The organism is Frankia tisae, assembly GCF_025403405.1.
GTDB lineage: Bacteria > Actinomycetota > Actinomycetes > Frankiales > Frankiaceae > Frankia > Frankia tisai.
Genome location: NZ_JANEZT010000097.1, coordinates 1 through 18,336, shown reverse-complemented (window position 1 = coordinate 18,336; position 18,336 = coordinate 1). Strand labels below are relative to the sequence as shown.

Here is an 18,336-nt window from a genome sequence, read left to right as displayed (position 1 = left end):
TCCCAGGGGCGTCCGTCGGCGGGGCGATCCTTGGTGCTGCGGCGCGCCAGCCAGCCGTCGACGAACAGGACCTCCGCAGGGCTGAGGGTCTCCCGCAGCGCCGCGGGCACCTCGTCGACGAAGACGCCGCGCACGCCCGCGCCGGCCCCCACCTCCGCCGCCCGCGACGCGGGCACCGCCAGCAGCGCCAGCCGCGGCGGCAGCGCCGAGGTCACCCGTCCGAACTCGGCCAGCGCGGCCAGCGCGGCCGGCGGACCCTCGGTGCGGCTCGGCTGTTCGAGGACGACCAGCAGCTCCGGTTCGGTTCCCCACACCGGCCCATTCTTGCCCGAACCGCAGTCGGACGGGAGCCCAGGGCCCGGTGGCACCACCCCGGGCGGACAACCGGGGGCGCCGACACGCCCTCGTTCGGCGAGAATCACAGGGGTCGGCGGATGGACACCGCGGCCGGCACGGGACAGGGTTGATGTCACACGCCCGGCCAGCGGCGGTGGACCCGCCGCGGTGCGCGCCCCCGCGGCGCCGGCCGATCGGCGGTCCGCGGCTCGGGCGAAGCGCAACCCCGGGTAGGCCAGAAGGGGAGGGCACCAGCGATGGACGCACGACTCCCGCTGTTTCCTCTCGGCACCGTCCTGCTTCCCGGGCTGGTGCTGCCCCTGGAGATCTTCGAGGAGCGTTACCGCGCGCTGGTCCGGGAGCTGCTCACCCAGCCCGCCGACGAGGCGCGCAGTTTCGGGGTCGTGGCCATCCGGCGGGGCCGCGAGACGGGGCCGGCGTTGCCCGCGGTCCACAACGTCGGCTGCACGGCGGTGCTGCGCCGAGTGCAGGAGCATCCGGATGGCCGCTTCTCCCTGATCACCGTCGGCGGGCAGCGCTTCCGCGTCGGCGCGGTGGATCAGCACAGCGCGCCCTACCTGGTGGGGGAGGTGGAGTTCCTGCCCGACGAGCTCGGTGACGCCGAGGCCGCCCGCGAGTACGTGGCGCCGGTGCAGCGACTGATGCGTGCCTACGCCGAGCGGCTGGCCGCCACCGGCACGCTGCAGATCTCCCTGCCGGATCTGCCTGACGATCCCATCGCCCTGTCCTACGTGATCGCCGCGGCGGCCGTCACCGACCTCACCGAACGCCAGGGCCTGCTCGCCGCGGCGGACGCGGCCACCCGGTTGCGCGTCGAGCGGGCGCTGCTGCGCCGCGAGGTCGGCCTACTCAAGAAGATCACCACCATCGGATCCAGCGAGCTACACCGGGTCGACCCGAGCCCGAACTGACCCGCCGCCGCACCGCAGGGCGCGGCCTGGCCGGACCGGGCCCAGAAGTGACCGGCCAGGGTCAGTCGGGTGCCCGTGGGCCGTCGGGCCGGGACCCGCTCGCCGGCCGGGTCTGCAGACCCGTGGCGTCCGCCTGGCTCTTCGGCCCGTCCGGGCCCTTGGCGTTGCCCGCGGGCCCGGGCTCGGCGCCGTCCGGACCGGCGAAGGGGTCGGGCGGCCGCGAGCCGTCGGCGCGCGAGCGCCGGCCCGGCCGGGAGGTCGCCCACAGGCCGATCACGAAGACCCCCAGCGCGACCACCGGCATGACCAGGTAGAGCCCGTGCGCGCGGACCCGCAGGTCAACCAGGTCCACGAGCACCGGCGAGGCGTTGGGCGGCAGGCTGTGCAGCAGATCTGGGGAGCGGCGAAGGTGGCCGATCCAGCCGGCGATCAGCGCGCCGCCGATGCCGCCCGCGGCGAGCCCGAGCGGCACCGGGAAACCCGCGTCCCGGGCCCGCCAGAACGCCAGCAGACCACCGACGAGCCCGGCGATCGCACAGATCATCGCGAAGCGGGCGTCGATGTCGCTCTGGACCGCGAACGCAGACTCGTTGCCGTGCAGGGCGCCGGTGATGTCGAGGTGCGGCGCGACGGCGGCCCACAGCAGGCCGAGGGGGAACCCGACGACCACCATCGCCACCGCGCAGATCAGCCCCGCGAGCAGGTCCGGACGGACAACGAGCGGCACCGGCCGCCGCGGGCGGGCCGGCGACGGGGAGTCCGGGGACGTCTCGACTCCCGGGTCCGTCGGGCCCCCCCGGAAATCCGATGAACGCTCCGCCACGCCGCCCGCCCCGCCAAGAGGTGTCCGTCTCCCCGTCCGCACGACGTTCGGCGGCGGCGCCGGCCACCGCGGACGGTTGACACTATCGCGTCAGGCGACCAGCCCGACCACAGTGGGTGCGACAGTGGTCCCGGGCCGCGGGCCGCGGGCCGCCGGCGCCGGCGGCCCGCTCGGTCAGGCGGTTCCGACGCGGCGCAGCGTCACCGCCGCGACGGCCAGCGCCGCTATCCCCACGGCCGCGCAGACGGCGAGGTCGATGACCACCTTCGACCAGTCCACACCGGGTTGGAAGGCGGCCGCGAGGGCGTCCACGGCGTAGCTGCTCGGCAGCACATCCCGGGCCACCCGCCCGATCTCGGGCAGCCGGTCCGCCGGGATGACCCCGAGGAACAGCACGATGCTCATCCCGAGCTGACCGGCGATGGTCGCCAGCTCCGGACGCGGGGCCAGCAGGCCGACCACGGCTCCGAGACCCGCCAGGCACACCCCGGAGAGCACGACGACGGGCAGCAGCAGCCACAGCCCCGTTATCGGCAGGTTGTAGAGCAGGGCGCCGACCACGGCGGTGATGACCGTGCCGGGTGCGGCGAACGTCGCGTAGGAGGCGGCCGTGCCCAGCACGACCGCCGCCGGCGGGATCGGCAAGGTCAGGTAGTAGTCGAGGGCGCCGGCCGCCCGCAGGGCGCCGAAGCGCTGGGCGAGCAGGTTCAGTGCGACGAACGCGACGACCAGCACGGTGGAGCCCGCGACGACCTGGCCGGCGGCGGTGGAGTTGTCGACGTCGAGGATGCCGCGCAGCAGGACGAGGATTCCGATCGACTGGAACGACGCCACGAACAGCAACGGAATGCGGCCGACCTTTGACCGGGCGAGCTGCCCGCGGTAGACCGCGCCGAACGCCGTGCCGAACGGGGTGGCCAGCGGCATCTTCGGCGGCCCGAGCCTCGCCGGCATCGGAATCGGCAACGGCAGCGGCACCGTGGACGGCCCTGACGACGGTTCCAGGGACGGTTCCAGGGACGGCTCCGGCTGCAGTGCCGAGAGGATCGCAGGCGCGTTGCGCTCGTCGGGGACGATCGTCATCGGGACCACTCCTGCTGGCCCGGACGATGCACGTGCACAGTCATGTCCGCTCCAGGTCTCGAGACGCCCCGCCGAGGGTGAGGTAGACGTCCTCGAGGGACGGGGTGGCGAGGCTGAAATCGTCCAGCGCGGCGAGGGCCGCGCCGGTGGTCAGCCGTCCGAGGGCCTCCCGGGCGGTCACCGGGTCCAGGCGGACCGTCCAGCGCCGGCCGTTGGTCGTCGCGATGCGAGCGAGCATGGCGACGGTGGGGTCGTCGAAGGGCGGTTCGTGCCGCCAGGCGAGGTCGAGCCGGACGTCGCCGGAGACCGACGCCTTGAGCTGGCCGGGGGTGTCGCAGGCGATCACCCGCCCGGACTCCAGGACGGCGACCCGGTCGAGCACCGACTCCGCTTCCAGGACGTTGTGGGTGATCAGCACGATGGTGGTGCCCGTCGTGTCCCGGCGGTGCTGTAACGCCCCCCACACCGCCCGGCGGGCGGCCGGGTCGAGCCCGGTGGTCGGCTCGTCGAGGACGAGGACCGGACGGTCGCCGACCAGCGCCGTGGCCACGCAGGCCAGCCGCCGCTGCCCGCCGGACAGCCGGGCCAGCGGCCGGTCCGCCACCGCGGTGAGGCCGAGTTCGTCGAGGATGGCGTCCCGGACCTCCCGCACGGCCGCGCGGGAAACACCGCGCATCCGCGCGGTGGTCGCCACCGCGGTGGCGACGGGCAGCTCGGCCAGGGCGAGGTCGTCCTGGCCGAGGTAGCCGGTCAGCCGGGCGGGCAGGTCCGGGGCGGCGCGGACGTCGCGGCCGAACATCGTGATCGACCCGGAGTCGGGGCGCAGCAGACCCATCAGTTGGCGGACCAGCGTGGTCTTCCCGGCGCCGTTCGGGCCGAGCACCCCGAACACCTCGCCCTGCCGGATGTCGAGGTCGATCCGGTCGTTGGCGAGGACGGAGTGCTCGCCCACCCCGTGTCGTCGGGTGAGCCCGCGGACGGCGTAGCTCAGCACATCGCCCATTGTCGCAGCCGGCTGCGGGCGATAGCCCCGGGCCGTCGTCGGGGACGAGTCACACTGCGCTGCTCATCCACACCACGACGTCAAGCATGCGCAGCGGGGTGACCTGCGGGCCGGTCGACGGCACCAGCGCGGCGAGCCGGCGGAACTCCTCGGCGTTCTCCCGAAGGTCGTACTGCATGGCCCGGACGAGCAACCCCATGTATTGCCGCCAGCTGCGGCCGTCGCGCGGGGAGGGCGGGACGCAGTCCTCGTGCTGGTAGAAGATCCGGACCTTGGAGTCGAACAGGGGGACGAGCGCGGGCCGCTTGCGATGCAGCACCTTGGCGATCAGCGAGCCCTTGACGTCGCGATCGGAGACGTCGGGGTCGTCGAGCGGGTCGTAGAGCGCGGCAACCAGGTCGAGGGTCACCTCGTCGGCCTCGATCAGCTCGATGCCGGGCGGCAACTTGTCCAGCGCCCGTTGCAACAGCGGCGTGAGCGCGGTCAGGGTGTGCATCCGGTCGACGTCGACGTGCACGCCGAGCAGGCTGGGTGCGAGCAGGTCGCCCGTGCACAGCAGGTCCGGGTCCTCGTTGGTGACCAGTCCGTCATAGTAGGGGTAGGCGTAACGCAGCCCGCGCTTGCGGGGGCCCATGTACTCCTCCACCAGGCTCTCCGCATCGAAGACCTCTCGGGTGCCTTTCGCCAACTTCACCCCTGGGCTCCTTATCGTCCTGTAGTCGTCATCGTCGGGTTGTCGTGCCCGCGCGGTTGTCGATCATCGTCTGGTGCCGTTCAGGATGCTTGCCCGCAACGCCGCAACCGGCGTCGTCCCCGAGCCCGGCAACCCGCGCTGACGAGGGCATTCCGCTTGCATCCTCCCTTGTGCCCACCCTGACCGTGACGGGGGGCGACGATGGCGGCGGCCCGCGAGCTCCGCGCCACGTCCGCCGGATGGCAGTGACCCGGCCAGATAATGGAGGATGCCGCGCTCGAGATCAGCCACGATCCGGCGACAGTGGGAGGAATCTCACGCTCGGTGGTCCGGCGCCGGGCGGCGCCGGATCGACGACCCGAACCCGCGGATCGGCCGCCAGCTGCGACAACCGGCCGGACGGCGCCCGAACCACGGCGGCGAACAGGCACGCGCACCCGGCCCGCAGCTGCGCCGCGGCCTGGCGGTCCCGACTGTCCGCACCGACGTCGCCGGCCCGCGCCTCGGTCGCGGCGCGCGCCTGCGCCTGCGCCGCCGCCGAGGCGAACGCGGCGTGGACGTCGGCAACCGGGTCGCGCACCGTGGCCTGTTCCACCTGCCCGCCGGCCCCCGCGGTGAAGAACACCTGCACGGCCCGGTAGCTGCCAAAAAGGTCGAGCAACTGGTCGGGGGTGACCGGGCCGGTGAGGCTCGCGACGGCGTAGAGGTCCGCGGCGGGTGCGGCGGCGGTCAGGGACTCCAGGTTCTGCCGGCTCGCCCCGAGGTACTCGGTGACCGAGTCGCGGGCACCGGGGCCGATCGTCACCGTTGGTGTCACGGGCTGCGCCGCCGGTGGGGTGGCGGCCGGTGGGGAGCCCGTCGGCGCGGCCACGGGCGCCGTCGCGTTGGACGACCGGTCCCGGTCGACGCTCTGCAGCATCGCCGCCGCCGCGCTCACCACGATCAACGCGACGAGACCGAGGACGAGCACCCGCGCCCCGCGGTCCACCACGCCCCCGGGCGCGACGCCGACCACGTCGAGCAGAGCCGGCGAGCCGCCGGTCTCGGTGTCAACCGGCCCGTCGCCACCCGCCCGCCCGCGCCGGGCCCGCTCGGCCACCCGCCGGGCCCGGACGGCCTCACGATCGGCGGTGTCCGCGAGACGGGACCGGGCGGCGTCGAGGACGCGGAACACTGCCGGCAGCACCGCGTCGTCGAGTCGGTCGAGTCGGTCGAGCGGGGACGGCTGCGCCTGCGCGGGCACGGCCGCAGCGACGTCGGGAATCGGCGCGGACGGCTTCTCGACCGCCACCGGTTCGGTCATGCCTGCTCCCGCAGCCGATCCACCGCCTCCGCCAGGTCGGCCGGGTCCGGGCTGGTGAACTCGACGAGGCCGCCGTGACCGGGATGGTCGAACGACAGTCGGGCTGCGTGCAGCCATTGCCGGGTCAGACCGAGGCGTTCGGCGAGGGTGGGATCGGCCCCGTAGGCCAGGTCACCGAGGCAGGGATGGCGCAGGGCCGACATGTGCACCCGGATCTGATGGGTCCGGCCGGTCTCCAGGCGTATCGACAGCAGCGACGCCGAGCGGAACGCCTCTTCCAGGTCATAATGGGTCACGCTGGGCTTGCCGTCCGCGACGACGGCGAACAGGCCCGGCCGGCGGGGATGGCGGTCGGTCGGCGCGTCGACGGTGCCGCTGAGCGGATCGGGATGGCCCTGCACGACGGCGCGGTAGCGCTTGTCCACCTGGCGTTCGCGGAAGGCCCGCTTCAACAGCGTGTAGGCACGCTCGCTCTTGGCGACGACCATGGCCCCGGAGGTGCCGACGTCGAGGCGGTGCACGACCCCCTGCCGCTCCGCGGCACCCGAGGTGGAGATGCGATAGCCGGCCGCGGCCAACGCCCCGATCACGGTCGGCCCGGTGAAGCCGGGGGCCGGATGGGCGGCCACGCCGGGCGGCTTGTCGACCACCACGATGTCGTCGTCGTCATGCAGGATGCCGAGCCCTGCCACCGGGGTCGGCTCCACGGTCAGCGGGCGCGGCGGGGCGGGTAGCCGCACCTCCAGCCAGGCGCCGCCGCTGACCCGGTCGGACCGGCCCCGGATCCGGCCGTCGAGGCTGGCCTGGCCGTCGTCGATGAGGGTGGCGGCCGCGGTCCGCGACAGCCCGAACATCCGCGCGATCGCGGCGTCCAGGCGGAAGCCGTCGAGTCCGTCCGGGACCGGCAGCGAACGCAGGTCTCCGCTGACGCCGGTCACGGCCCGCCCGGCCCGACGCCGCCTCGGCCGGCGGGGTCGACGGGCGGATCGGCCCGGAGCACACCGTCGTCCCCGCCGACCGGCGCGGCACCACGGCTGTCGGCGCCCGGCGCGGCCTCGCCGGAGTCGCCGTAGCGGGTGCCGTCCAGCCCGATGCCCAGCAACGACAACACGACGGCGAGGATGCCGCCGCAGACGATCGCCGAGTCGGCGGCGTTGAAGATCGGCCAGTGGTGCAGGTGGACGAAGTCGACGACGTGGCCGCGCAGCGGGCCGGGAGCGCGGAAGACCCGGTCGGTGAGGTTGCCCAGCGCGCCGCCGAGCAGGGCGCCGAGCACGATCGCCCAGCCCACCGACCGCAGCCGGCGGGCGGTGAAGACCACGACCACGATGACGGCGAGCGCGACGAGGCTGAGCACGACGGTCGCCCCGCCGGCCAGGCTGAACGCGGCCCCGGAGTTGCGGGTCAGCCGTAGGTCGAGAACACCGGGGATGACGTCGACGGCACCACGGTCGGACAGCTGGGCCACCGCGATGTGCTTGGTGACGATGTCGAGCAGCAGGATCACGACGGCGGCCGCCGTCAACGTGATCACCGGGCGCCGGGACGCGCCCACGCCTGCGCTCACCGCGGCCGGCCCACGGCCGACGGGATCTTCGGACACGCTGCTCCCGATGGTCGTCGCCTCCCCCACCCGATCCACTCTACGGGCCGGCGCGCACGGGGCGCGCCGGCGATCCCCACCTGGCACCGGCCGAGCCGCCGAACGGTCGACTAGACTTCTCCGCAGCGGCACGGCGTCGACGGGGACGAGTAGCGGCGGGCGCAGCCTGAGCGAGCCGGGGTTGGTGGAAGCCCGGTGGCCAGCGCGTTGCGAAGATCACCCCCGAGCCGTCGGCAGAACGGGATCCCGCGGGCGCGAGCCGGCGGTGCCCCAGTAGATCCGGCCGCCGCGAGCTTTGACGAGAGGCCGTCCCACGGCCCGGTCCGCCACCGGCGGATCGGTCTGGTGGGGCGTGCAAGGAGGGTGGTACCGCGGTACCCCCGGTCCCGGGCGGGACGTGGCGGCGGGCAGGCTCGCCGGCCATCGCCTCCGCCCGGCCGGTGAGGCGTCGTCCCTCCGTTGGTCCGACGCCAGCCACGACCGAGGAAGACCGGGTCCGCCACGATGACCACCGCCCCGCGTACCCCCACCTTCGCCCCGCTGCCCGGGCAGGTGGATCTGCCCGCCCTCGAACGCGAGACGCTCGCCCGCTGGCGTGATGCCAAGATCTTCCACCGCTCGCTGGAGTCCACGGCGGACCGCCCGCTGTGGGTCTTCTACGAGGGGCCGCCGACCGCGAACGGCAAGCCGGGCGCCCACCACGTCGAGGCGCGGGTCTTCAAGGACCTGTTCCCCCGGTACCGGACGATGAAGGGCTTCCACGTTCCCCGCCGTGCCGGCTGGGACTGCCACGGGCTGCCCGTCGAGCTCGCGGTGGAGAAGGAACTCGGCTTCACCAGCAAGAACGACATCGAGGCCTACGGCATCGCCGAGTTCAACGCCCGCTGCCGCGAGTCGGTGCTGCGCCACGTCGCCGACTTCTCCGCGATGACCGAGCGGATGGGCTACTGGGTCGACCTCGACGGCGCCTACCGCACGATGGACACCAGCTACATCGAGAGCGTCTGGTGGTCGCTGAAGCAGATCTTCGACAAGGGCCTGCTCGTCGAGGACTTCCGCGTCACCCCGTACTGCCCGCGCGACGAGACGCCGCTGAGCGACCACGAGGTCTCCCAGGGCTACGCCGACGTGGACGACCCCTCGGTCTACGTCCGCTTCCCGCTGGTCGCCGACTCCCTCGGGCTCGCCGAGCGCGGCGCGCAGCTGCTGGTGTGGACGACGACACCGTGGACGCTGGTGTCGAACACCGCCGTCGCCGTCCACCCGGACGTCGACTACGCGCTGGTCCGTGCCGCCGGCGGGGAACTGTTCGTCGTCGCCGAGCCGCTGGTCGCCGCCGCCGTCGGCGAGGATGCCGAGGTCGTCGAGCGCTTCCGCGGCTCGGCGCTCGCCGGCGCCCGCTACGCCCGCCCGTTCGAGCTGCTGGCCGTCGAGCGGTTCGCCGCCGGCACCGGCACGCCGCACTCGGTGGTGCTCGCCGACTACGTCACCACCACCGACGGCACCGGCCTGGTGCACCAGTCGCCGGCGTTCGGCGCGGAGGACCTCGCGGTCTGCCGCGCCGCCGGCCTGCCCGTGGTCAACCCGATCGGCACCGACGGCCGGTTCCTCCCCGACACCCCGCTGGTCGGCGGCGTGTTCTTCAAGGACGCCGACGCGGCGCTGACCGCCGACCTGCGCGAGCGGGGCCGGTTGTGGCGGGCCCAGACCTACACGCACAGCTACCCGCACTGCTGGCGCTGCCACACTCCGTTGATCTACTACCCGCTGCCGTCCTGGTACATCCGCACCACGGCGATCCGCGACCAGCTGCTGGCCCAGAACGCGGCGACGGACTGGCACCCGGAGCGGATCAAGAACGGTCGTTACGGCGAGTGGCTGCGTGGCAACGTCGACTGGGCGCTGTCCCGCAACCGCTACTGGGGCACGCCGCTGCCGGTCTGGCGCTGCGCCGACGACCCGGGCCATCTCGTCTGCGTCGGTTCGATCGCGGAGCTGTCCGAGCTCGCCGGGCGCGATCTCGCCGAGCTCGACCCGCACCGCCCATTCGTCGACGAGGTCACCATCGCCTGCCCGACCTGCGGCGCGACCGCGCACCGGGTGCCCGAGGTGATCGACGTCTGGTACGACAGCGGCGCGATGCCGTTCGCCCAGTGGGGCGCGCCGCACCAGGGCGCCGAGGACTTCGCCCGGCAGTACCCGGCGCAGTACATCTGCGAGGCGATCGACCAGACCCGCGGCTGGTTCTACACCCTGATGGCGATCGGCACCCTGGTGTTCGACCGTTCCTCGTACGAGACGGTGCTGTGCCTGGGGCTGCTGCTCGACGCCGAGGGCCGCAAGATGAGCAAGCACGTGGGCAACGTCCTCGACCCGTTCGAGCTGTTCGAGCGGCACGGAGCGGACGCGGTCCGCTGGCTGATGCTCGCCGGCGGTTCCCCGTGGTCGGACCGCCGGGTCAGCCATGAGGCGATCGAGGACATCGTCCGCAAGGTCCTGCTGACCTACTGGAACACCGCGTCCTTCTTCGCGCTGTACGCCGGCGCCGCCGGCTGGCGTCCCGGCGAGGGCCCGGCCGCGGCGGCCCCGGCCGAGCGGCACGTGCTCGACCGCTGGGCGCTGTCCGAGCTCGCGGCCACTGTCGACGAGGTCGACGAGGCACTCGCCGGCTTCGACTCGCTGCGCGCCGGGCGGCGGATCGCCCGGTTCATCGACGACCTGTCCAACTGGTACGTCCGCCGGTCCCGTCGGCGGTTCTGGGCCGGCGACCCGGATGCCCTCACCACCCTGTACACCTGCCTGGACGCGCTGACCCGGGTGATGGCCCCGTTCACGCCGTTCCTGACCGACTGGCTGTGGGCCCGGCTGTTCGCCGACGCGTCGGCGAAGGCACCCGACTCGGTGCACCTGGCGTCCTGGCCCGAGCTGCCAGCCGACCTGCACTCCCCACGGCTGTCCACTCAGATGGACCTCGTGCGGCGCATCGTCGAACTCGGTCGCGCCGCCCGGGCCAGCAGCGGGGTGCGCACCCGCCAGCCGCTGACCCGGGCCGTCGTCGGCGCCGCCGCCTTCGGCGAGCTGTCCGCCGAGCTGCGCGTCCAGATCGCCGAGGAACTCAACGTCACCGTCGTCGAGGCGGCCACCTCGGACGTCGTGGACATCACCGTGAAACCGAACTTCCGCGCCCTGGGCCGGCGCTTCGGCAAGAACACCAAGGCGGTTGCGGCCGCCATCACCGGCGCCGGGGCGCCCGTCGACGGCCGGCTGACCGTCGACGTGGACGGCGAGCCCGTGGAGCTGTCCGGCGACGAGCTGATCATCACGGAGACGCCACGGCAGGGCTGGGCCGTCACCGCCGAGTCCGGCCTGTCCGTCGCGCTCGATCTGGAGATCACCCCGGAGCTGGCCCGGGCCGGGCTCGCCCGCGACGTGGTGCGGGTGCTGCAGGACGCGCGCAAGGCCGCCGGCCTGGACATCACCGACCGGGTGGACGTGCGCTGGTCGGCCACCCGCGCGGACACCGCGCTCGCCCTGCGCGCCCACGGTGTCACCGTGGCCGAGGAGGTGCTCGCGGTCTCCTTCACCGAGGCCACCGACATCACCGACATCACTGAGGCCACCGACATCACCGAGGCCACCGGGGAGCTGGGCCTGGTGTTCAGCCTGGCGCGCCACATCCCCGCGGCCGGCTGAGCGCGGCGGGTCAGGCGCAGGCGGGCAGCCTGCCGGCGATGATCCCGGCGTCGGCGGGCGGCCGCGGCCGTCAGGAGGACGTTCGGCGCAGTGCGCCGAACGGCAGCAGCGCCGCGGCGACGAGAGTCAGGATCAGGGACGCGTAGACGAATCCGCTGCCGGCGACGATGCCGACCACGGCCAGCACCACGCACAAAGCAATGAGCACACCGCAAAGCATCAGCATGCCGCGCCCCCGTGTCGCGGGCAGGACGACGGGGTGAGGCGCCGGGCGCTACCGCGGCCAAGGGCCGGACCGGGCCCGACGGGGCGGGGTGAGCAGACCCGACGGATCAGAACTCCTGCATGCCGGGCGCGTCGCGCCGGTTGGGATCCAGATCCGGACGGCCGTGGCCGTTGTCACGAGCGATGGCGCCGGCGGGCATCGGCGGGCCGGGCGGGAACGTCGGCTGGTGGCCGGGGCTCTGCTGGATGCCATTCGGACCCATCCCCACCGCCGGGGGAGGCGTCGGCCCGCCGGGGTTCAGACCGGGACGGGGGGCATTGCCCATACCGACGGCCGGCGGCTGGGTCGGCATGCCGTCGAGGTCCCGCAGCTGCATCTCCAGATAGGCCCGCAACCGGGTGCGGTACTCGCGCTCGAACGCTCGTAGCTGCTCGACCTGGCCCTCCAGGCGACGCTTGTCGTCCTCCAGGCCGCCCAGCTGCTCGGCGACATGGGCACGAGCCTCGCCGATGATGCGGTCGGCGTCGGAGCGGGCCTCGCGGCGCGCACGCTCGGACTCGGCGCGCGCCTCACGCAGCGCCTCGTCGGCGGTGCGCTGGGCCAGAACGAGCGTGCGGGCGACCCGCTGCTCGATCTCGGCCTCGGAGGCCTGGCCGGAGCCGGCGCGAGCCGGCACGCCGCCGCCCGAGCCGACGGCGGGAATCACTGTCGTCGGGGCGCCGCCCTGCGGAGCGGGCGGTGGGGGCGCCTGCTGTTGCTGCTGCACGCGCTCCCGCGCGGCCTGGGCCGCCTGGGCCTGGACCTGCGCCAGCTGGCGGCGGGTCTCCTCGACCTGGCGACGCAGCCCCTGGTTCTCCTCGAGGATCTGGGCGGGCACACCCGGGCCACCGCCGCCGGAGCGGCGAGCCTCGTCGAGCTGCCGGCGCAGATCGCTGTTCTCGTCAAGCAACCGGGTCAGCTCCGCCTCGACCTCGTCGAGGAAGGTATCGACCTCGTCCTCGTTGTAGCCGGTACGAAACCTCGTCGGACTGAAGACCTTGTTCTGTACGTCCTGTGGTGTCAGAGCCACGTCGCCTCCTCGTGCGGCATCGCCGCTCCCCGAAGAGAGGGCGGTCTGCGGGCAGTCTGCCGCGCCCGCGTTCGCGGTGTGCACACAACCCCGTTACAGCCTCTGGGCATAGCTCCGCAGCACCAAGATCACCAGGAAGAGCACCAGGTACCCGAGGTCAAGCGATACGCTACCCACCCTCAATGGGGGCAGGATCCGTCGGATGAACCGCAACGGGGGGTCAGTCACCGTGTACACGGATTCGAAGATCAACAGCAGGGGGCCGGTCGGACGGAACGAACGACCGAGGACGAGAACGAGGTCGGTGATCCACCGGGCTATCAGGAACAGGAAGTAGACCAGCAGCACCCATGAGATCAAGCTGCCTAGTGTGCTGATGGTGCTCTCTCCTGGGGAACCTTGGGACCTCGGGGGCGCGTGGCTAGGCCGCGCTCCGGCGTCATGACTGGTTGTAGAACCCACCCTCGCGGATGCGTCGCTTGTCCGTCTCGGTGACCTCGACGTTGTGCGGCGAGAGCAGGAAGACCTTGTTGGTCACCTTCTCTATGTCGCCACGCAACCCGAAGATCAGCCCGGCGGCGAAATCGACCAGCCGCTTGGCGTCGACGTCGTCCATGTCGGTGAGGTTCATGATAACGGGGGTACCGTCCCTGAACTCCTCGCCGATCTGCCGCGCCTCATTGTAGCTGCGTGGCTGGAGCGTCGTGATCCGGTAGGGGTGCGGCTCCTCGACGGGCATCACTCGCCGCATCGGCACAGGTCCCGCGGGGCGCAGTGGTTCGACCGGTGGACGTCGCGGCATGGCGACCGGCTCCTCCCGTGCGTCGATTCGACGGACCGTGCGATCCATCGGGACCGGTTCGTGCATAACACGCCGATCGTCATGACCTACCGCACGACCGTCGTCATAGTCGTCGTCGTCGAGATAGTCCTCGTCCTCCTCGGCCAGACCGAGGTAGACCATCGCCCTGCGCCCGAGCCCCATGGGCGCGACTCTAAGGGACACCAGGCCGTTCACCGAACAAAGCGGTCCCGATCCGAAGGTGTGTCGCGCCTTCGGCCACCGCGGCCTCAAGATCGCCTGACATGCCGGCGCTGATGACGGTGGCCTGAGGGTGGTCCATGACCAGCCGTTCGGCAACGGCTCGCAGCCGAGCGAATGCGGGACGTGCCGGTTCGCCACGGGGAGCAACCGCCATCACGCCGCGCAGTGTCAGCCCGGGTGCCTCCTCGACAAGATCGGCCAGTGCCGCGAGCTCCGCGGCATCGCCGCCGCCCCGGCCCGAATCGGCGACCACGGGCCTCACCCGACCCCCGGAATCACTCCGCACATCCAACGATACCTGCAGGCAGATCGACAGCGAGCGGCCCCGCTCAACTGCGAGCCTGGACAGGGCGCCGACCAGGCTCGATCGGTCCACCGACTGCACCCAGTCCGCCCAACGCAGAACGGATCGGGCCTTGTTGCGCTGGAGTTGGCCGACGAAGTGCCAGGTGAGGTCGGGCCCGCCCGCCGCGCCACCCGGCCCGCCCGCGTCACCGGTCGACGGATCGTCGCCCGGCGTGGCGAGTAGGCGCGTGACCATACTCACCTTCGGACCGGCCTCCTGCTCGCGGTTCTCGGCGAAGTGGCACGCCCCGAGCGTGTGCAGCATCACGACATCGTCGGCCGGACAGGTCTTGCTCACCGCGATGAGGGTGAGCCCGGCCGGATCGCGGCCGGCCGCCCTCGCCGCGACGGCGATCCGTTCCTCGATCACGGCCAGTCGGCGGGCGAGCTCCGCCCGGCGGACCGGGTCGCCCCCCGCCGCCGCGATCGGCCGGGCCCCGGCTGGTGGGTCCGCACGCCCGATCACGCGTTCGGCCCGAGCCATGCCACGCCGGCGAACCGGCCGGTACGGCCGTCCCGGCGGTAGGAGTAGAGCTCCGGGTCCTCCGCGGTGCAGCGGGGCGCGATGGCGATATCGGTCACACCCGCCGCGGTGAGCTGATGGTGGATGCCGGCCCGCAGGTCGATCGCGGCGGTCCCCCGCCGCGTCGACCCCGCGCTGCCCGGCACCCGCCGCTCGACCTCCCGGCGCAGCTCCGCCGGCACCTCGTAGCAACCCGCGCACACACACGGGCCGACAGTGACCGTAAGCCGATGCGGCGCGACGCCCAGCCGGTCGAACGCCGCCAGGGTCGCGTCGATCACCCCGTCGGCCATGCCGGCCCGCCCGGCGTGCGCGACCCCCACCGCCGCCGGGGACTCGAACACCACCGGCGCGCAGTCGGCGACCATCACCGCCAGCGCCAGACCTGGCACGTCGGTGACGAGTGCGTCCGCCTCCGGCGGAGGGGTGGGCGCGCGCGCGACGACGACCCGCGTGCCGTGTACCTGGCGCATGTACTGCACCGGCATCCGCAGCCGCGCCGCCAGCCGGTGCCGGTTGGCGGCGACGGCGTCCGGGGCGTCGCCGACGTGATCACCGAGGTTGAGCCCCCTGAACGGCGCGGCGCTGACCCCGTCCGCACGCGAGGTGAACAGAACCGGCATGGCCGGAAGTCTCCCCTGGTGTGGGCTATTTGAGGAAGTCCGGCACGTCCAGCTCGTCGTCGTCGACGATCGGCCGGACGGGGCGGCGCGGCGGGTAGGTCGGCCGCGGCCCCGTCGCCCGCGGCGGGTCGCCCCGGTGCTGCTGGCCGTAGCCGGGGTCCGGCGCCGGCTCCACGGGTTCCCGCACGGGCGGAGCGATCCGCGACTCCACCGTCGGGATCACGGTCGACTCGCCGGGCGAGGCGGGCTCGTGGGTTGCCGGCGCCCCCGGCAGCGGGTCGGGATGGTAATGGCCGACGTTTGACTGGCTGATCGCCGACGACGCCTGCTGCAGGTAGCTCGGCGCCGGCGGGGCCGGCTGGACGGGCGGCGGCGGGGGCGCAGGCGCGGCCTGCGCCGCCCGGGGCGACCCGTTCGGGATCGTCGGGAGCGGCGGAAGAATCGTCGTCGCTGGTGAGGGGGCCGGAGCCGGGGCCGTGCTCGCGGCGCCGCTGCCGGCGACCCCACCCTGGCCGTGGGGCCGCCGCGGCTGCTGCTGCGCGTGTGGCGGTCTGATCCGCCGGTCCTGCACCGTGTCGAACCCGGCGGCGATGACCGTCACCCGCACCTCGTCGCCCAGCGCATCGTCGATCACCGCACCGAAGATGATGTTCGCCTCGGGGTGGGCCGCGTCCGCGACGAGCTCCGCGGCCGCGTTGATCTCGAACAGGCCGAGGTCCGAGCCGCCGGAGATGTTGAGCAGGACGCCCTGGGCGCCGTCCATGCTCGCCTCCAGCAGCGGGGAGGCGATGGCCTGTTCGGCGGCCACCGTGGCCCGGTCGTCACCGCGGGCCCGCCCGATGCCCATCAAGGCGCTGCCGGCGTGCGACATGACCGTCTTCACGTCGGCGAAGTCGAGGTTGATCAGGCCGGGGGTGGTGATCAGGTCGGTGATGCCCTGCACACCGGAGAGCAGTACCTGGTCGGCGCTACGGAAGGCGTCCAGCACGCTGATGTCACGGTCGGTCATCGCGAGCAGGCGGTCGTTCGGGATGACAATGAGCGTGTCGACCTCATTGCGCAGAGTGTCGATACCCGTGTCTGCCTGCGTCGCGCGGCGCCTGCCCTCGAAGGTGAACGGCCGGGTCACGACACCGATGGTGAGCGCGCCGAGCGAACGGGCGACGTTCGCCACGACGGGGGCGCCACCCGTACCGGTGCCACCGCCCTCACCGGCGGTGACGAAGACCATGTCGGCCCCCTTGAGGACCTCCTCGATCTCCTCACGATGGTCCTCGGCGGCCTGCCGGCCCACCTCCGGGTCGGCCCCGGCGCCGAGGCCCCGGGTCAACTCGCGGCCGACGTCGAGCTTGACGTCGGCATCACTCATGAGCAAGGCCTGGGCATCGGTGTTGATGGCGATGAACTCGACGCCCTTGAGACCGACTTCGATCATCCGGTTGACGGCGTTTACGCCACCACCACCGATCCCGACGACCTTGATGACCGCGAGATAGTTCTGTGGGGCAGCCATGCGGTGTCGGTCCTCCAGCGGCGTCGGTGGTCGGACGGGGGGATACCCCGCCCCTGCGGCGCCGCGGGATGGCGGATTCACGCGGCGAGCGGGGGAAGTAGTCAGAGTCTCAACCTTCACCGTCAGCTAGACAGTTACAGTTATGTCAACTTCCGACTGTGAATCGGACAGTAGGCACGGCTACGGCAGTGGTCAAGGAAGCTGTCGGCGCGGCGCGCACCTTCCTGCCACGTCCGCTTCGTCACAAAGCCTTCCCCGCATCGCGCCTTCGGCGCGATGCGGGGGTCCCTGGCCTCAGTGTGGCAGCCGAATTCCGTCGGATCGCCTTCGGCGATCCTCCTGGAGCGGCAGCACTCTGTGCGGTGATTTTCGGCGACCACGGGGCCTGGGAGGCCAGGGGTCCCCCGGGGCCGGCGGGGCGCGATCAAGGCGGAGCGCGGCGGGACGCGGGCGTGATGGTGTACTGCCTGCGTGACCCGTCAGCGCACCCAGCACGTCCACTTCCTCGGCATCGGCGGCGCCGGCCTGTCGCCGCTGGCCCAGATCCATCTCGCCGGCGGCGGGAAAGTCAGCGGCAGCGACGCCGAGGACTCCCCCCGCGTGGCGAGCCTGCGCGCCCGCGGGGTGCCCGTCCGCGTCGGACCCGCGCCGGCCGCGGACGCGATCGCCGCCGAACTCACCGGTGTGGATGTCGTGGTCGCCTCCAGTGCCCTCGCCGACGATCATCCCGAGATCGTCGGCGCTCGATCGCTGGGCCTGCCAGTCCGCCGCCGGTCCGAATGGCTGCCGGAGCTGACCGCCGGCTACCGGCTGGTCGCCGTGGCGGGCTCGCACGGCAAGTCGACCACCTCGGCGATGCTGGCCCTGGTGCTCCGCGCGGCCGGGCTCGACCCTACCGCGGTCATCGGCGCGGAGGTCTCCCAGCTCGGCGGCAACGCGCTCACCGGCTCCGGCGACGTGTTCGTGCTGGAGTCCGACGAGTACGGCGGCGCCTTCGCCGGTCTCGAACCCGCCATCGCCGTGATCACCAACGTCGAGTGGGAGCACCCGGACATCTTCCCGGACGAGGCGTCGGTCCAGGCCGCCTTCACCGCGTTCGCCCGCCGGGTGCGCCCAGGCGGCCGCCTGGTGGTCTGCGGGGACGATCCGGGAGTCGCCGCCGTCCTCGCCGAGCTGCGCCGGCAGGCGGCGCCCGCGGCCGTGCCGGTGCTCGACTACGGTTTCGGGACGGATCGCCGGTGGCGTGCGGTGGACGTCGCCACCGTGGCCGGGGACGACACGGCCCGCGCCGTCGTCCTGCACGCCGGGCAGGAGGTGGGGGACCTGGCACTGGCGGTCCCCGGCCGACACTCGGTCCTCAACGCGCTGGCGGTCCTCGCTGTCGCCACCGAGCTGGGCGTCGCGCCGGCGCAGACCCTCGCGACGCTCGCGACCTACACCGGCGCGGCCCGCCGCTTCGAGTTCGTCGGCTTCTGGCGAGCCGGCACGCCCGCCCTCGCCGCCATCCCGGTCCCCCCCACAC

The 18,336-nt window shown here is 73.1% G+C and carries 18 protein-coding genes; 3 read left to right on the top strand and 15 right to left on the bottom strand.

The features are described from left to right. Nucleotides 1-314, bottom strand: a 314-nt coding sequence (locus NBZ85_RS11985) for a hypothetical protein (RefSeq protein WP_261561944.1), incomplete at its 3' end; no start/stop codon positions are given. 279 nt (nt 315-593) lie between these two features. Here NBZ85_RS11985 and NBZ85_RS11980 point away from each other — a divergent pair. After that, on the top strand, nt 594-1,268 hold the full coding sequence (locus NBZ85_RS11980) for an LON peptidase substrate-binding domain-containing protein (RefSeq protein ID WP_261559169.1): 675 nt from the start codon (nt 594-596) through the stop codon (nt 1,266-1,268). 61 nt (nt 1,269-1,329) lie between these two features. Here NBZ85_RS11980 and NBZ85_RS11975 read toward each other — a convergent pair whose 3' ends face one another. The 7 genes from NBZ85_RS11975 to lspA all read right to left on the bottom strand — a co-directional run bounded on the left by NBZ85_RS11975 (nt 1,330) and on the right by lspA (nt 7,777). Next, nucleotides 1,330-1,995, bottom strand: a complete 666-nt coding sequence (locus tag NBZ85_RS11975) for a hypothetical protein (RefSeq protein WP_261559170.1) — start codon at nt 1,993-1,995, stop codon at nt 1,330-1,332. Nucleotides 1,996-2,265: 270 nt separating this feature from the next. Next, nucleotides 2,266-3,045, bottom strand: a complete 780-nt coding sequence (locus NBZ85_RS11970; RefSeq protein ID WP_498041240.1) for an ABC transporter permease — start codon at nt 3,043-3,045, stop codon at nt 2,266-2,268. A gap of 169 nt (nt 3,046-3,214) precedes the next feature. Further along, a complete protein-coding gene (locus tag NBZ85_RS11965; protein WP_261559179.1) occupies nt 3,215-4,177 on the bottom strand; it encodes an ABC transporter ATP-binding protein in 963 nt (320 codons plus the stop codon). 49 nt (nt 4,178-4,226) lie between these two features. Next, on the bottom strand, nt 4,227-4,871 hold the full coding sequence (locus tag NBZ85_RS11960; RefSeq protein WP_261559182.1) for a DUF6308 family protein: 645 nt from the start codon (nt 4,869-4,871) through the stop codon (nt 4,227-4,229). 283 nt (nt 4,872-5,154) lie between these two features. Continuing rightward, nucleotides 5,155-6,174 (bottom strand): hypothetical protein, encoded by a 1,020-nt coding sequence (locus NBZ85_RS11955; protein WP_261559184.1) that lies wholly within the window; start codon nt 6,172-6,174, stop codon nt 5,155-5,157. Further along, on the bottom strand, nt 6,171-7,112 hold the full coding sequence (locus tag NBZ85_RS11950; protein WP_261559185.1) for an RluA family pseudouridine synthase: 942 nt from the start codon (nt 7,110-7,112) through the stop codon (nt 6,171-6,173). Before NBZ85_RS11950 ends, NBZ85_RS11955 begins: the two co-directional genes overlap by 4 nt. Next, on the bottom strand, nt 7,109-7,777 hold the full coding sequence (gene lspA / locus NBZ85_RS11945; RefSeq protein WP_261561943.1) for a signal peptidase II: 669 nt from the start codon (nt 7,775-7,777) through the stop codon (nt 7,109-7,111). The genes NBZ85_RS11950 and lspA overlap by 4 nt, the downstream gene beginning before the upstream one ends. 504 nt (nt 7,778-8,281) lie before the next feature. On the opposite strand from lspA, the gene ileS reads away from it, so the two are divergent. Next, nucleotides 8,282-11,470: an isoleucine--tRNA ligase gene (gene ileS, locus NBZ85_RS11940; RefSeq protein WP_261561942.1), complete on the top strand. Its 3,189-nt coding sequence runs from the start codon at nt 8,282-8,284 to the stop codon at nt 11,468-11,470. Between the two features lie 70 nt (nt 11,471-11,540). Here ileS and NBZ85_RS11935 read toward each other — a convergent pair whose 3' ends face one another. The 7 genes from NBZ85_RS11935 to ftsZ form a co-directional block, all read right to left on the bottom strand. Then, a complete protein-coding gene (locus NBZ85_RS11935; protein ID WP_261558993.1) occupies nt 11,541-11,678 on the bottom strand; it encodes a hypothetical protein in 138 nt (45 codons plus the stop codon). 124 nt (nt 11,679-11,802) lie between these two features. Next, nucleotides 11,803-12,765, bottom strand: a complete 963-nt coding sequence (locus NBZ85_RS11930) for a DivIVA domain-containing protein (protein ID WP_261558989.1) — start codon at nt 12,763-12,765, stop codon at nt 11,803-11,805. 93 nt (nt 12,766-12,858) lie between these two features. After that, nucleotides 12,859-13,143: a YggT family protein gene (locus NBZ85_RS11925; protein WP_498041238.1), complete on the bottom strand. Its 285-nt coding sequence runs from the start codon at nt 13,141-13,143 to the stop codon at nt 12,859-12,861. 61 nt (nt 13,144-13,204) lie between these two features. Further along, nucleotides 13,205-13,750: a cell division protein SepF gene (locus tag NBZ85_RS11920; RefSeq protein WP_261558987.1), complete on the bottom strand. Its 546-nt coding sequence runs from the start codon at nt 13,748-13,750 to the stop codon at nt 13,205-13,207. Nucleotides 13,751-13,760: 10 nt separating this feature from the next. Beyond that, nucleotides 13,761-14,621 (bottom strand): YggS family pyridoxal phosphate enzyme, encoded by an 861-nt coding sequence (locus tag NBZ85_RS11915; protein ID WP_261558986.1) that lies wholly within the window; start codon nt 14,619-14,621, stop codon nt 13,761-13,763. Continuing rightward, nucleotides 14,618-15,301 carry a peptidoglycan editing factor PgeF gene (gene pgeF / locus NBZ85_RS11910; protein ID WP_261558984.1) on the bottom strand — a complete coding sequence of 228 codons (684 nt, stop codon included), beginning with the start codon at nt 15,299-15,301 and terminating at the stop codon, nt 14,618-14,620. The genes NBZ85_RS11915 and pgeF overlap by 4 nt, the downstream gene beginning before the upstream one ends. Nucleotides 15,302-15,326: 25 nt before the next feature. Beyond that, nucleotides 15,327-16,814 carry a cell division protein FtsZ gene (gene ftsZ / locus NBZ85_RS11905; protein ID WP_261558982.1) on the bottom strand — a complete coding sequence of 496 codons (1,488 nt, stop codon included), beginning with the start codon at nt 16,812-16,814 and terminating at the stop codon, nt 15,327-15,329. Between the two features lie 471 nt (nt 16,815-17,285). Between ftsZ and NBZ85_RS11900 the strand changes: the two genes are divergently transcribed. Continuing rightward, on the top strand, nt 17,286-18,336 hold a 1,051-nt coding region (locus NBZ85_RS11900; protein WP_261561941.1), incomplete at its 3' end, for a UDP-N-acetylmuramate--L-alanine ligase.